Origin of the sequence: Pseudomonas sp. FW300-N2F2 (assembly GCF_017351655.1) — a bacterium.
Classification (GTDB): domain Bacteria; phylum Pseudomonadota; class Gammaproteobacteria; order Pseudomonadales; family Pseudomonadaceae; genus Aquipseudomonas; species Aquipseudomonas fluorescens_AA.
In genome coordinates, this window is sequence record NZ_JACNDQ010000001.1 from 2,372,696 (window position 1) to 2,388,035 (window position 15,340).

The window sequence follows — 15,340 nt, forward strand, 5'->3', positions numbered from 1 at the left end:
CGGTCATGTCTATCGTCAAAATCCTCAAACCTGCCGCCACCCTGGGACTTGGCGTGCTGGCCCTGGTGTTCTGTCTGCAACTTTGGCGGGCTTATGTCTTGGCGCCCTGGACGCGGGACGGACGGGTGAGCGCGCAGGTCATCCGTATCGCACCAGAGGTTTCCGGCCAAATCGATCAGTTGCTGGTCAGTGACAACCAATGGGTCGCCAAGGGCGATTTGCTGTATCGCATCGATGCGCGTGCTTATCGATTGGTCCTGCAACAGCGTGCGGCGCAGTTCGCTGAAGCGCACAGTGTGTTCGAGCAGCGCAGTGCACAATTGAAGCGGCGATCCCAATTGGCCGACGCCATCGCCCGGGAAGAGATTGACAACGCGGCGCGTGACTTGGCTGTGGCCCAAGCGCGCCTGGACGCGGCACGCAGCCAGTTAGCCCATGCGCAGCTCGACCTGGACCGCACGACGATACGTTCGCCGGTGGACGGCTATGTCACTCAACTGCGGCTGCAGCCTGGTGACTACGCGGAGGCTGGCCATACCAACCTATTCGTGGTCGATGGCCATAGTTTCTGGATCACGGGTTATTTTGAAGAGACCAAGCTGCCCGGTGTGCGTATCGGCGCGCCGGTGTCGATCAAGCTGATGGGGTTTGCCCCGCTGCTGGAAGGGCATGTGGCAAGCATGGGCAGGGGAATCGCCGATGCCAATGAATTGCGCAACGACAGCGGTTTGCCTCAGGTGAGCCCGACCTTCAGTTGGATTCGGTTGGCACAGCGCGTACCCGTGCGCATCGAGTTGGACAGGGTCCCGGACGGGGTGGAGTTGGCGGCGGGCATGACCGCCAGTGTCGAAGTGACGCAGCCGAACGCCGCGCCGCGCTGGCGACTCACCCAATGGCTGCAGGCGTTCATGTGATGACTCGCCTGGCGACACGTCTGTTCGCGCTCATCCCCTTGCCCTGGACACCCGTCAGTTTCTTCTACGTGATGCGCAGTGTCTTGGCGGCGGGGCTGGCGCTGTGGCTCGGCTTCCAACTGCATCTGGAATCGCCGTTCTCGGGGGCATCCACTGTGTTGCTGCTGGTGCAGCCCATTCAAGGGGCGGTGCTGGGAAAAGGCTTCTACCGGATGTTGGGAACCCTGGTAGGCCTGGTCGCGGCTTTCGTGCTGACAGGGTTGTTCGCTCAACAGATGCTGCTGTTCATACTCGGTATCGGTATGTGGCTGGGCCTGTGCGTCAGTGCAATGAGCGTCTTGCGCCATTACCAAGCTACGGCGGCAGTGGTGGCGGGTTATACGGTCTGCCTGGCATTGGGGCCTGCCATCGTCGCGCCTGAACAGGCCTTCGATCACATCATCACGCGCGGCACGGCGGTAGCGCTCGGGGTGCTGAGCTTGAGCCTGGTGGTAACGCTGTTCAGCTCCAAGACGATGGAGAAGAAGCTTCGAAACTCGCTGGTCGATGTCTGCGTCCGCAGTGCCCGGTTGCTCGCCGCGAGGCTCTCAGGCGAGCAGTCCGCGGAGCTGGCGACGCAACGCCACCAGCTCGCCATGGATATCGGCAAGGTGGACGACCAATTGGGAATAGGGCGGGGCGAATCGTCGCGGATTCGCTCTCGGCAGTTGGTGATTCAGGCGGGCCTGGCGCATTTGCAATCCGCTGTACTCGATGTGCACAGCGACGATCCATACCCCGGGATCGACCCCACGTTGCTCGCGCGGATAAGCACGGCGTTGCGGCAACTGGGTGAACGGATGAGCGATAGCCGCTGCGACTTTCTCGCCGCCGCCGATACGGTGGGGCAGCTGCGTAGCCTGGCGAATGATTTCGCTGACTCAAACCACCCCTCGCGGTTGCTCAGCGAACGCTTGGACGAACAACTGACGGATCTGGGCGAGGCCTTGCTGAACTTCGCCAGCCTCGACCACGCTCGCCGCGAGCAGGTACGTACCGTGGTGTATCCGCGCAATTACACTGATGCGGCGCGAAACGGCATCAGGGCGCTGCTCGCCACGTTGGCCGCGGGTGCGGTCTGGTATCTCAGCGGTTGGGATCAAGGGCCCGCGCTACTGGCGGTTCTGGGCCCTTGCTGCACACTGCTGGCGCCGGCTCCCGCGCCTGTCCAAGGCCTCGCCAGCTTTATTCGGGGCACGTTCTACGCCATTTTGGCGGCAGCACTGTGCAAATTCCTGCTGATGCCACAGATCAATGGCTTCCCGTTGTTATTCCTGTTACTGGCTGCGTTCTGGTCGTTCGGGATTCATGCGACGAGCCAACCGCGCTACGCCCTGCAAGGGATTGCCTACCTGATCGGGTTCAATACCTTGGTGAGTACCGGCGATACCGCCTCCTACAATTTCGTCGATTTCGCCAACCAAGCGCTGGCCTGGATCGTTGCAATGCTTGTCTGTCTATTAGCGTTCCAGGTCTTGCCGAAGGATCCCGCTAAACATGTTCGGGCATTGAAACACTCGCTCCACAAGGACACACGCCGGCTACTTCGCCGTGGAGGCAATATCAATCACCCAAAATGGCAAGCGAAACAACAATCCCGGCTAGTCGCGTTGAAAAGTTTGCTTGGCGCTGATAGCCCGCAGGATTACCAAGCGGGTTATTTGTCGCTGCAACTAAGTAAACAATTGAGTCGGCTACAGCGTAACGCGAGCGGTATCGATCCTGAATCGCCCGTCGCCCAATGCGCACAAACCGGCGCCCGGCGGATCGCTCGATATGCTTATCATCCGGCGATCGGTGCTGCCCAGGCCCGGCGCACATCAAGGTCGATGAGCAGACTCGGGGCACATCATCTAGCGATCTGTTACCAGGATTTGGCTTGGCTGTTGGAGTAATACGCGAACGTTGCGCGTTCCCCTTTATTGAGTCAGAACCGCAATCGGAAGGCGGAACGCGCGCAGTAAATGAAAAAAGAGGCCTTGGCCTCTTTTTTCATTCCGCGATTTCAGTGCACTAATCCAAGGCTGGATGAATCCTTACCACCTGAAGTTAACGGAGGTCACCAACTCGCGCTCGTCACCGTAGCGGCAGATGGCAAATTCACAGTAGGTGTACTTTTTGTTGGTCACGTTGTTTGCGTTGAGGGCAACGTCCCAGTTCTTGTCGATCTGATAGCTGGCCATGGCATCGAACAGGGTATAGGCCGGCATCTGCGAATCGATACCCGAGGCCTGGGTCGTTCCCTTATAGCGAGCACCGCCACCGACCTTCAACTGCGGCAAGCCGAGCAGGGCGAAGTTGTAGTCTGCCCATACGGCGGCTTGATGGTACGGCGTATCTTCGCTGCGCTGGCCCACTTCGCTCTGGATCGCACTTTTGGTAATGCGTGCATCGGTGTAGGCGTAAGTCGCAATGACACTCAGTTGAGGCGTGATGTCCGTCTTGGCTTCCAGTTCCAGGCCGCGGGAGCGTTGTTCGCCAATTTGTGAGGCATTGCCGCCGAGGTCAAACTTCAATACGTTTTCTTGGGTCAGTTCATAAACCGCCGCACTCAACAGCGTGTTGCTGCCTGGGGGTTGGTAGCGAATGCCGATTTCGTACTGCTTGCCTTCGGTGGGATCGAAGGTCTGGCCAGGTGCTTCGGATACCGCGACAGGAAAGAATGATTCGCTGTAGCTGATGTACGGCGCCAAGCCGTTATCCGCCTGGTACACAAGGCCCGCACGCCAGGTGGTGGCTTCGTTGTCCTGGTCGAGCTTCTGGCCCGTGGCAAAACCTCTTTGATCCTGGTCGGCCCAGTCATGTCGGCCACCGAGCAACAGCAACCAGTGGTCGTCGAACTTGATCTGGTCTTGCAGGTAGATGCCTGTCTGCAGGGTGTCGATCTGCGAACCGCGATCACGACTTGGATCTTTGTTCACAACCACCGGTTGTCCGTAGTTGTAGTCACCGATATTGATGGAAGACGTGTTGGCCCGGAAGTTATGCGAATCGTACGAGGCATCGTAGGTATCGGCACCCACCAGGAAAGTGTTCTCCACACCCCCGATGTTCCAGCGCGTTTCGACATTGGTGTCGCTGGCCAGGGCCCTGGAGCGTTCACGGCGATCGCTGTACTGCCGGCGCAGGATACCCGTGGTAGCGGCGGCATTGATGGCCGCGGCACTGGTCTGGGCCTGCAGGTATTTCCATTTCACATCCGCTTCGTAGTAACGCAGTTTGTTGCTGATGCGGGTGTGCTCATCGAAACGGTGTTCGAACTCGTAACCGATGGCGGACATCTCGCCATTCATGTCGTCGTAGTCAGGCTCGCCGATGAAATCGTGGCGGCCGATGGTGAACGGCCCGTTGCCGACCCCCTTGACGAGTTGGTAAGGCAGAGGGGCGGAGAAGCGGGTGTCACTTTTTTGATAGAAGGACAGCAAGGTCAGCGACGTATCATCGTTGGGGCGCCAGGTCAGGGCCGGGGCGATGTAGGTCTTGTCGTCGTTGATGTAGTCCTGTTGGGTGTCACTGTCACGCTGGAGCATGGTCAGGCGATAGCTGAGGGTCTCGCTGTCGCCCAGGGGGCCGCTGAAGTCCGCGGTCAGTTGCTTGCGATCGTGATTGCCATATTGCAGGCCCAACTCGTGCAGCGGTGTCTCGGTCGGGCGCTTGCTGACGCCGTTGACGAAGCCACCTGGTGAAAGCTGCCCGTACAGGACCGAGGCCGCGCCGCGAATCACTTCCACGCGCTCCATGCCGTAGGGTTCCTGGACGCCGTCGTAGGAGTTGTTTTGCAGGCGCAGGCCGTCGCGCAGCGAGCCGCCGGTGGCGGACTCCACGTCGAAACCACGAATGCGGAACCGGTCGGACGTGCGGTTGAAGCTGCTTGGCTGGCTGGTGAAACCCGGTGTATAGCTCAGGGCGTCAGCCATGGTGTCCGATTTGCGATCGCGCATTTCATCGGCGGTCACCACGGACAACGACTGTGGGGTTTCAGTAATAGCCGCGTTGGTTTTGGTGGCACTGGTATTGCGCAAGGCGACTTTGCCGGTGAGCGGGGCTGTCGGGTTTTCAACGGCGGCGGCATTGATGTTGATTTCGCCCAGTTGAACCGCTGTGCCCTTGTCGGAGCCATCCTGTGCGGCAATCGCCTGTGCTGAAAAAATGCTCCCCAAAGCCAGCGCAAGGGTGCTCAAGTGAAAGGCTGGATGACGTGCGCCGTAATGTTTTTCGGTGCCAACTGTTGTTTTTTTTCCGAGCATCGAGGAAGTCCTTGAGTTTACATTGTGCTCTTGGGGAGCTGTATGCCCTGATTCTGTTCTACCAGGCAGACCTTCAGGGTAGGTGTCTACTGGCCATATGTTAGCTGTAAATGATAAGGGTTTGCATTAGTATTGTCAGGCTTGTAGGCAATTATTTTAGTTTCGACATATCCTGTCGCCCACTTAATGGCCCCCCTGGCTGAGTACCTGTCGTGTCACAGGACGAAAAATGCCGCGGGGGCGTCCTCGATAACCCATTCGGTCAGGCCTTTTTGGGCATGGAGGGACAGTCATGCTGAAAGCCACCGATGTGCGGCTGAGCTATGGCGAACAGCAGATTCTCAATGGTGTCAGCCTGGATATTCCTGAAGGTTGTTTCACCGCGTTGATCGGGGCCAATGGCTGCGGCAAGACCACGTTATTGAACGTGCTGGCACACATGCTGCGACCGAGCGCTGGCAGCGTGCAGCTGTCGGGCAAACCCTTGGGGCAACATTCGCGTCGAGCGCTGGCACAACAAATGGCGTTGTTACCCCAGCGCACCACATCGCCTGCCGGCATGAGTGTGCGAGAGCTGGTGATGCAGGGCCGCTTTCCCTGGCAGAGCTGGTGGCGCCAATGGTCGGAGCAGGATCAACAGGCCATTGACCGCGCCATTGACCTGGCGGGTATCGGTCCTTTGCTGGATCGTTCGCTGGCCACCTTGTCGGGTGGACAGTTGCAGCGCTGCTGGATCGCCATGACCCTGGCCCAGGATACCCCGGTGATTCTGCTGGATGAGCCAACGACGTTTCTCGACATTGCCCATCAGATCACGCTGCTTGAATTGCTGGTGGATCTGCGTGACCAAGGCAAAACCATCGTGGCGGTCCTTCACGATCTGAACCAGGCCGCGCGTTATGCCGACCATCTGGTAATGATGCGTGCGGGGCGTTTGCTCGCTGAGGGCGCGCCGGCCAAGGTTTTCACGCGGGAAAATCTCAAGGCAGTGTTCGATCTGGATGCGCACATCATCACCGACCCTTATTCCGGTGATCCGTTGTGCGTGCCCCAGACCAATCGAAGCCAGCCGCTGGCCGTGCGGGAGGCGATGTGAATCACGGTTTGCGATTGCCGGTCTGGTTGGGTTTGTTGGTGGCGATTGCCCTGACGGCGCTGCTTCATCTGGCCGTCGGCGCAAAGGACATACCCTGGCAGGAGGCTTGGCAGGCCTTGGTCGCCTATGCGCCGGGCAATCCCGACCAGAGTGTCATTCGTGGCAGCCGCTTGCCACGCCTGCTGGTCGCGATGCTGGTAGGCGCCAGCCTGGGGCTCGCCGGGGTGATCATGCAGGCGGTGGGCGATAACCCGCTGGCCGATCCGGGCATTCTCGGTATCAACAGCGGTGCGGCGTTGTTCGTCGTGTTCGGCTTGCTGGTAGTGCCGGGCAACGATATGTCGATGATTCCCTTGTTTGCGTTCGCGGGCGCATTGGTGGCCTCCATCGGTGTCCTGATGTTGGCGGGGCGGGGGCACAATCCGATTCGACTGACATTGTCCGGGGCGATGATCGCGGCGCTGTTCAGTGCGATTACCTCGATCCTGCTGCTGCTCGATCAGCAGGGGCTCGACAGTCTGCGTCGCTGGCTGACCGGCTCCATCGGCGTGACCGGAGGCTCGATGCAGGCCTGGGTCTGGCCCTACGTCCTGCTGGGCATGTGCCTGTGTCTGGTGAACGTTCGCGCATTGAATGCTCATCGTCTTGGTCCGCAGGCGGCGGCCGGCATGGGCGTCAACCTGTTGAAGATGCGTGTGCTCGGCCTGGCCTCGGTGGTGCTGCTGTCCGGGGGCGCAGTGGCCTTGGCCGGGCCCATTGGGTTCGTCGGCCTGGTGGTGCCGCATGCGGCGCGGTTGTTGTTTGGTGATGACTACCGCCGCCTGTTATTGGCCGCCCCTTTGCTGGGGGCGTTGCTGCTGATTCTGGCGGATATCGCGGCGAGGACCGTGGTGCGCCCATTCGAGCTCAACACCGGCATCGTGACCGCTCTGATCGGCGGCCCCATTTTTGTCGTGCTGGTATTGAGGAAGGTCCGATGATGCGAGCTGGATTGACCTTGCCCCGGACCTATCCGTTGCTGCCCTGGGTGGCGCGACCAATCGACTTGATCTCGGTGCTGGTGCTGGTGGCTGCCGTTATTGCATTAGCGTTGTATGCATTGACCGTCGGCAGTTACTCATTGGACGTTGCCCAGGCATGGCAAGCGTTGCTGGCGCCTGAGCAGGTCAGTTCGACGACGCGCAATCTGCTCTGGGAACTGCGGTTGCCCCGTGTCTTGCTGGCGATCCTGGCTGGCGCCGCCATGTCCCTGGCCGGTCTGTTGATGCAGTCGTTGACACGTAACCCCCTGGCAGCGCCGGGCCTGGTGGGCGTGGAGTCGGGCGCGAGCGTCACCATGTTGCTGATCATCGTGCTCTGGCCGACGCTTCTTCCCCTGGAGTTCTATCCATTGGCGGCGCTCGCCGGCGGGTTGGCGGTGGCTTTCTTCGTCGCGCTGCTGTCCTGGCGCCAGGGTATCTCGCCGTTGCGCCTGATCCTGGTGGGCGTGGGGCTTACCGCCATGCTCAGTGCGGTGGCCGACCTGCTGATCACGTACGGCAACATCGATCAGGTAGAGTCGGCCCTGATGTGGCTTGGCGGCAGTCTGCATCGGGCCGGCTGGGCCCAGGTCCATAGCCTGGGCGTTTGGCTGGTGCTGGCGGGGGGGCCGTTGCTGTTTTGTCATCGCCAGTTGAACCTGTTGCAGTTGGGCGAAAAAGTCGCCCTCAGCCGCGGTCTGAATGTCACAGGGGTCATGATTTCCTTGCTGCTGTGCAGTGTCATGTTAACGGCGGCCGCGGTGGCCAATGTGGGCACCATGACCTTTGTCGGGCTGGTGGCGCCGCACCTGGCGCGACAAATGGCAGGTGACCGTCATGGCGCGTTGATCCCCTTGTCGGCGTTGGTGGGCGCACTGTTGGTGCTGGCCGGCGACACCCTGGGGAGGGGGCTTTTCCCGCCTTTGCAGTTGCCTGCGGGGCTGGTTGTCGCAATCATCGGCGCGCCTTATCTGATTGTTTTGTTGGCGCGTCAGCGCAGTCGCTGAAAACACGGCGATGTTCATTGAATTGTCTGGAGGTAAACGCGTGCGGGAACGGGTAAAGGGTTTTTTTCGAGGTGTGGCCGGCATGCTGTGCGTGCCGTTGGCGTTGCTGGCAGCACAGGCCGGCGCCGCTGAAACCAAGGTGTTCGAGAACAGTTTTGGTCGAGTCGAGGTTCCCGTAGCCCCGCACTGCATCGTGTCTTTGCATGACTTCAGTCTGACGGCCCAATTGCTCGAGCTGGGGGTCAAGCCTTGTGGTTCGACGGGGAGAAAGAAGTTGTTCTCGGATGTGCTGTTTCGTGGAACCCAGGAGCGATTCAATGTGGCGGGTATCCAGTACATCGGCTCGCACCAGTCACCCGACCTGGAGGCTATCGCGGCCTTGAAGCCTGACTTGATCGTGGGGTTGTCGTATCACGCCGACATCAAGGAAAAGCTCAGCAAGATCGCCCCGGTCGTGCTGCTGCCTGCCCGGGAAAGCGACATCAAGACCTACGCCAAGGAGCTCGCCGAGCTGGTTGGCAAGCAGCAGCGCTATGAAGAGATGCTCAACGAGTATCAATGGGTCGTCAGTGAGTTCAAGAAGCGTGTGAAAGATCCTTCGCGCATTACCGTCACGACGTTGGAAGTCTACAGCGATGGCTTTCAACTGATCGGCCGCGGCGGCATGGACGACGTCATTGCCGATTTTGGCCTGGGGCGTGTCGCCGCGTACCGCGAGGCACGGCAGAACGTGCCTTACAGCCTGGAACGAATCGGAGACTTCGACAGTGATTTCATTATCGATACCTATGAAGAACTGCTCGACTCAGAAGCCAGCACAGCGGCGTTTCGCCAGTCTCCCCAGTGGCAGAATCTGTTTGCAGTGAAGAATCGCCAGTTCTTGTACCTCAATCGCAGCCGCTATGCCGATACGATGCAGGGGCTGCTGGGTTCTGCCTATTTGCTGATGTCCCATGTCGCTGAGCGGGAGAGCGTGCTGCAAGGCAAATGAACGTACCATTTGCGATACAAACGATACTAATGACAATGATTCTCTATTGCGATTGTTAGTCGTTTGTATTAGTTTGTGCTCTCGAAAAATACGCTGATTGGAATGGCGGGAGGGCTTTTATGGAAAGCGGTTTGGTGCGTGCACAGGTTCAATCCATGGATGATGTACCGGGTAACGAGCAGAACCTGCCGTTCATTTTCCAGGCTCCGATTGTCGGCGATGCCTGGCAAGCCAGCCAGGCGCAGATCCTGCAGGCAGTGGAGTCCGAGTTGCCTCGTGCCGGTGGTATCTTGTTCCGCGGTTTCGCGTTCAAGGGTGAAGCGGACTTCGAGGCGTTTGCCCGCAGCTTCGGTCATGAGTTGCTGACCTACGACTATGCCTCCACCCCGCGCACCAAGCTCAACAACCGGGTATACACCTCCACCGAGTACCCGGCCCATCAGGTCATCCCGCTGCACAACGAGCAGTCCTATTCGCTGAATTGGCCGATGAAGATCTGGTTTCATTGTGTGCAGGCCGCGCCGGTCGGCGGTGAAACACCCATTGCCGATAGCCGCCTTGTTTACCGACAAATCGACCCCGCTATCCGTCAGCGCTTTGCCGAGAAGCGCCTGATGTATGTGCGCAATTATGGCAATGGCTTGGACTTGCCCTGGCAACAGGCTTTCAGCACCGAGGACCGTTCGCAGGTCGAGCGCTTCTGCCGTGCCAGCAACATCGAATTCCAGTGGAAGGACGACGGTGAGCTTTCCACTCGCCAGGTCTGCCAGGCCGTGGCCCAGCACCCGGTGACCGGGGATTGGGTGTGGTTCAATCAAGCGCACCTGTTCCATATCTCCAATCTTGCAGCGCCGGTACGCGAGACCTTGATCTCCATCGTCGGGGAGCAGGGCGTGCCGCGTAACGTGTTTTATGGCGACGGCTCGCCGATTGAACTGGAAGCGCTGGAGCACATCCGCCAAGTGCTGCAGCGCTGTCAGGTGACCTTTCCCTGGCAGGCGGGTGATGTGTTGATGCTCGACAACATGCTGGTCGCTCACGGTCGCTCCACCTTCCAGGGAGCGCGCAAGGTCGTGGTCGCCATGGCGGAGCCTGCCTCGGCAAGCTGATCGCCTCCGCCTTTCAGAAGGCCGCCGCAATGGGCGGCCTGTTTCGAACAAGCACAATGAAGGACATCAAATGCTCGATCGCCTGATGCATCGCTGCTGGTTGCGTGGAATTCGCCTATCGATGGCCGAAGGTGGCGTAATCGTTACGCACGGATCGCCAGGCACGCTGGATGAAGAGCTCAGTGCCCAGCTTCACGCAAGGGAAGCCGAAGTGCAGCAATGGCTGCAACGGCACCCCGACTATTTCGATGCCCGGCCACTGACGGATAACGAACAGGCCCTCTGGTTTCTTCAGCGCCTGGAGCCTGACAGCTGCGCCTACAACATTGCCTATGCCGGACGGATCAAGCCACGCTTCGTTACCCAGGACTTGCCCCAGCGCCTGCAAGACGCCTGGACGACGGTGCAACAGCGCTATCCGTTGTTGTGCACGCCCTACGCCGAGCGCAACGGTGAGTTGCTGCAGTGGAGTCATCGCGAGCGTGTCCAACCGTTGCAGTGTGTGGCATTGCAAGACGCGGATGCAGAGACGTTGCAGCAACGTATCACTGAGTCGGCCGATCGTCCCTTCAAATTGGAAGACGGCGACGTCAGCCGGGTCGTCCTGTTGAGCAACGCACGCGACGGCCATGTCGAGCACACCGTGCTGCTGGTGATCCATCACATCGCGGCTGATCTGGCCACGTTCTACATTGTGCTCAATGAGCTGTTCGCATTGATCAACGATCAGCTGCTGCCCGCCGTGAATCCCGACGCCTATCGCGACTACTGCAGTGACTTGCATATTCGTAGCGAAGCGGCCGAGCCGGTGGAGCTGGCATGGTGGCAGGCACAGCTGGCCGAAGCCCCGGCCCTGGAGCTACCCACGGATTTCCCCTATGGCAGCACCCAGGCATTCAAGGGTGGGGAATTGTCGGTGCGCTTCGATCCGTCCACGACGGCACGGTTTCGCGCCGTTGCCCGAGAGTGGGGGGTGACACCGTATGTGCTGTGGTTCTCGCTGTTCCAGCAATTTCTCGGCGTACTCTCGGGCCAGGACGACTTCGTCCTGGGAACGCCCAGTGGTTGGCGCTTGCGGCGCGAACACGTCAACCTGCCGGGGTACTTGGTCAACCCGCTGCCCATCCGCTGCCGTCTGCGTCGGGATCTGTCCAGCGGCGAGTGGGCAAGGCAGGTAGACGCCACCGTCAAGCAGGCCCTGCAGCACCGCCATTATCCGTTCTCGCGCCTGGTCAAACAGTTGGATCTACCGCGCCAGGCGGGCAGGGCGCCGCTGTTCCAGCACATGTTCACGCTGAACAAGGAACGCATCGCGCCGTTCGAGCAGTACGTCGACCGCTTGCTCTCGGAGCAGCGAGGCGCGGCCCACGAGTTGAACATGGTGATCATCGACGAAGAAGAAGGATTTCTTTGCCGGTGGCGTTACAGCAAGGCGTTGTATCGCCATGAAACGATCGAACGCTATCGGGACCAGTTCGTCGCCCTGGCCCTTGCGGCGATCGAACAGCCCCAGGTGCCGTTTGCCGAACTCGATTGGTTGGCGCCCGAGCAGCAGTCCTTCCTGAAAGGGGAGGATGTGCCGGTTGCCGTGAGCAACGCCTGGCAGGCGTTCACTGAACAGTGTGGGCTCAACCCCCAGTCGATTGCCCTTCAGGATGAGCAGGGTACGCTCAGCTATGCCGAACTGGGGCGTGCCGTGGTCGCCCGTGGCGAACGTTTGCAGGAGAACTCGAGCCTTGCCGGCGAGCGCATCGCCTTGTGCCTGCCGCGCAGTCGTGAGCTGGTGATGCACATGCTCGCCACGTGGCAGTGCGGCGCGACCTACCTGGCGCTGGATCCGCAGTGGCCGTCGTCCCGTTTGCAGGACATCTGTCAGGACGCCATGCCCAAGGTGTGGATCAGTGAGGGCGAGCGTCCCGAATGGCTGCCCGAGCAGGTCCGGTGGTTGGCGTTGCCGCCTGCCCCCTTGTTCAGTGAATCACCTTTGCGCGCGCCCCTGGCGGCCGATCTTGCCGCTTACGTGGTGTACACCTCGGGCTCCAGTGGCCGGCCCAAGGGCGTGAAAGTCAGCCAGGGCAACCTGATTCATTACGTGACCGGCTGCCTTGAACGCCTGGGCCTGCCGGCCGATGCGAGCCTGGCCAGCCTGGCCAGTTGTGCGACGGACCTGGGGCATACCGCCCTGTTCGGCGCACTGCTGAGCGGCCGCTGTCTGCGCCTGCTGGCCGAGGACTTGGCCTTCGACGCCGAAGAACTGGCTGCTGTACTGGCGCGCCAACCCGTTGATCTGCTGAAAATCGTGCCGTCGCACCTCAACGCCTTGTTGATCGCCAAGGACCCGCAGCGGTTGTTGCCACGGCAATGCCTGGTTGTCGGCGGCGAAGCCCTGACTCACGACCTGGTGACACGCTTGCGCGGGTTGAAAGCCGATTTGCGCATCGTCAACCACTATGGCCCCAGCGAAACCACTGTCGGGGTGTTGACCCATGAGGTCGATGCCAGTGGCGCAGCACCGTTGGGACGGCCACTGGCCAATGTCCAGGTCAGCGTGCGTGGCCCTGACGGTGCCCTGTTGCCAGCAGGCGTCAGCGGTGAACTGTACATCCAGGGAGCGACGGTGGCGCTGGGTTATCTCAGTGCCAGCGACGCCGACCATGCACGCTTTGGTGAGCACGGTTATCGCAGCGGTGACCGGGTACGGCTCAATCACCAGGGGCAGATGGAGTTTCTCGGTCGCCTCGATGAGCAGGTCAAGATCAGGGGCTACCGGGTAGAACCCGCCGAGGTCGCGGCACAATTGCGCGCCATGCCGCAGGTCAGCGACGTCAGGGTGCTGAACTGCCCCACGCCGTTGTCGGGCAATCGACTGGTCGCCTTCCTGGTTGCGCCGCCGGCCGTGCTGGCCGAGATCCAGGCCGCCTTGCAACTGCAATTGCCGGATTACATGCAACCGGCGCAATGGCATTGTCTCAACGCCTTTGCCTTGTTGCCCAACGGCAAGGTCGATCGTCAGGTGTTGTTGCGCCTGGCTGAGCAAGCGGCGGCGCCATCCCATGGGGCAGGGCAGTCGAACGAACAGCCCTTGAGCGCCGTGGAAGCCGCGTTGCTGGACATCTGGCGGACGATGCTTGGCAACCCCGAGGTGGGGCCCGATGACAACTTCTTCGCCTTGGGCGGCGATTCCATTCTCGGCTTGCAAATCATCGCCCTGGCGCGTCAGCAACAGATTCTGATGACGCCCAAGCAACTGTTTGCCGAGCAAAATGTGCGGGCCTTGGCCCGTGTGGTGCAGACCCCACAGCGCACCGTCGAACGGCGCCTGCTCGACATCGCCCGGGAGATTCTCAATAACCCGGACCTGCGAGTCGATGACAATTTCTTCGCGGTCGGCGGCGACTCGATTCTGAGCTTGCAGATCATTGCCCGGGCCAAACAACAGGGCCTGCAGCTCAAACCCAAACAGATCTTCGAATCTCCCACCGTGCGTGGTTGGGCCGAGCAGGCGGTGGACCTTGGCGCGGCGAATGAGCGGCCCGCCAGCGACGCGCCCGAGCCCACCGCGGCGTTTGCCTTGACCCCCATCCAGGATTGGTTTTTTGCCCAGCGACAGAACTTGGCCGAACACTGGAACCAGTCATTGTTACTGGCCCTGGACGAGCCATTGGATCAGGAACGGTTTAGCCGGGCCCTGGCCGTGTTGCTGGAGCGTCATGCCAGCTTGCGCCTGACCTTTGAAGCGTCCTCGCAAGGCTGGCAGCAACGTTATCAAGGTTATTCCCAGGACCAGGTCAACGCGCTGTTCCGGGTGGAGGAAGAACCCTTGACCGAAACCCTGCTGCAACGTTCGCAGCAGGGCTGGAACCTGGCCCAGGCGCCCTTGATCCGCTGGGTGTATTTCACTCAAAGCCGGGAGTTGCTCTGCACGGCCCATCACCTGTTGGTCGATGCGGTGTCCTGGCAGGTTCTGCTGCACGAGCTGGAAAGCCTGTATGTGCAACCGGACGTGGTGTTGCCCGCCGTCACGGCAGGTTTCCATGTGTGGAGCGAGGCTTTGCAGCGCCACCGTGGTGAACCTGAGGTGCTGGCCCAGGTGGATTACTGGCGCGACCAACTGGCCGCTGAGGGCAGCGTGCCTGAACAGGTCAGTGTGTACGGTGAGAGCCGGACGCTGGAGGCGCAACTGTCGGTCGAGCAGACCCGGTTGTTGTTGGGCGATTGCCACGCGGCCTACGGCACTCAAGTCCAGGACCTGTTGGTGGCGGCCTTGGCCGGGACCATTGGACAGTGGCAGGGACGCGAACGAGTCACCCTGGAACTGGAAAGCCACGGTCGCAGCGGCTGGGAGCAAGGTCCCGATCTGTCCCGTTCGATCGGTTGGCACACCAGCCGCTACCCGTTGGCCATCGACACCTCATGGGACCCTGAGCACTCGATCATCGCGGCCAAGGAGGCCCTGCGCCGCCTGCCTGAACAGGGCCTGGGTTATGGACTGCTGCGCCTCGACCCGGCCAACGGCCTGGGAGCGGCCTCGCTGTTGACCTTCAACTACCTGGGGCGCGTTGACCAGTGGCTCGAGGCCTCCAGTCTGTGGCGATTGGCCCGGCCGATCTGCCCAGGCATGCGCGCCGACAGCACCCGCCGCACGCATCTGCTGGATGTCACCGCGCTGGTGAACGAAGGGCGGCTGCACATCGAATGGCGCTACGACCCGCAGATCCACGAGCCCGCGTTGGTCGGCGATTTGGCCCAGCAGTTCCAGCAGCGCATCGCTGCCTTGCTGGAGCACTGCCTGGCGCCCACGGTGGGTCGCGCCACGGCTTCGGACTTCGCTGACTCCGGCTTGTCCGACGATGAATTCCTGGGGCTGCTCGAACAACTCGAGCAGTGATTAACCCTGCGTCCCCATACATACAGGTTC

Annotated in this window: 9 protein-coding genes; 8 read left to right on the forward strand and 1 reads right to left on the reverse strand. The window is 60.7% G+C overall.

The features are described 5' to 3' along the window. The first annotated feature begins 5 nt into the window (after positions 1-5). Together J4E63_RS10525 and J4E63_RS10530 are read left to right on the forward strand one after the other, a co-directional pair. On the forward strand, positions 6-914 hold the full coding sequence (locus tag J4E63_RS10525; protein WP_207281894.1) for an HlyD family secretion protein: 909 nt from the start codon (positions 6-8) through the stop codon (positions 912-914). Next, complete coding sequence (locus tag J4E63_RS10530) at positions 914-2,848, forward strand: FUSC family protein (RefSeq protein WP_207281895.1); 1,935 nt, start codon at positions 914-916, stop codon at positions 2,846-2,848. Before J4E63_RS10525 ends, J4E63_RS10530 begins: the two co-directional genes overlap by 1 nt. 141 nt (positions 2,849-2,989) lie before the next feature. Here the strand turns inward: J4E63_RS10530 and J4E63_RS10535 are convergent, their stop codons facing one another. Beyond that, the gene (locus tag J4E63_RS10535; protein WP_207281896.1) at positions 2,990-5,200 is read right to left on the reverse strand and encodes a TonB-dependent siderophore receptor; all 2,211 of its coding nucleotides are present in this window, start codon (positions 5,198-5,200) and stop codon (positions 2,990-2,992) included. A gap of 292 nt (positions 5,201-5,492) precedes the next feature. Between J4E63_RS10535 and J4E63_RS10540 the strand changes: the two genes are divergently transcribed. From J4E63_RS10540 to J4E63_RS10565, 6 genes are all read left to right on the forward strand, one after another. After that, entirely contained in the window at positions 5,493-6,296 is an 804-nt protein-coding gene (locus J4E63_RS10540) for an ABC transporter ATP-binding protein (protein ID WP_207281897.1), read from the forward strand. Further along, positions 6,293-7,276, forward strand: a complete 984-nt coding sequence (locus J4E63_RS10545) for an iron ABC transporter permease (RefSeq protein ID WP_106272111.1) — start codon at positions 6,293-6,295, stop codon at positions 7,274-7,276. Before J4E63_RS10540 ends, J4E63_RS10545 begins: the two co-directional genes overlap by 4 nt. Further along, positions 7,273-8,322: an iron ABC transporter permease gene (locus J4E63_RS10550; protein ID WP_207281898.1), complete on the forward strand. Its 1,050-nt coding sequence runs from the start codon at positions 7,273-7,275 to the stop codon at positions 8,320-8,322. Before J4E63_RS10545 ends, J4E63_RS10550 begins: the two co-directional genes overlap by 4 nt. A 40-nt stretch (positions 8,323-8,362) precedes the next feature. Beyond that, on the forward strand, positions 8,363-9,313 hold the full coding sequence (locus tag J4E63_RS10555; protein ID WP_310650700.1) for an ABC transporter substrate-binding protein: 951 nt from the start codon (positions 8,363-8,365) through the stop codon (positions 9,311-9,313). A 155-nt stretch (positions 9,314-9,468) separates the two neighbouring features. Further along, complete coding sequence (locus tag J4E63_RS10560) at positions 9,469-10,422, forward strand: TauD/TfdA family dioxygenase (protein WP_404943330.1); 954 nt, start codon at positions 9,469-9,471, stop codon at positions 10,420-10,422. Between the two features lie 70 nt (positions 10,423-10,492). Further along, positions 10,493-15,310 (forward strand): non-ribosomal peptide synthetase, encoded by a 4,818-nt coding sequence (locus J4E63_RS10565; RefSeq protein WP_207281900.1) that lies wholly within the window; start codon positions 10,493-10,495, stop codon positions 15,308-15,310. Positions 15,311-15,340: the final 30 nt, after the last annotated feature.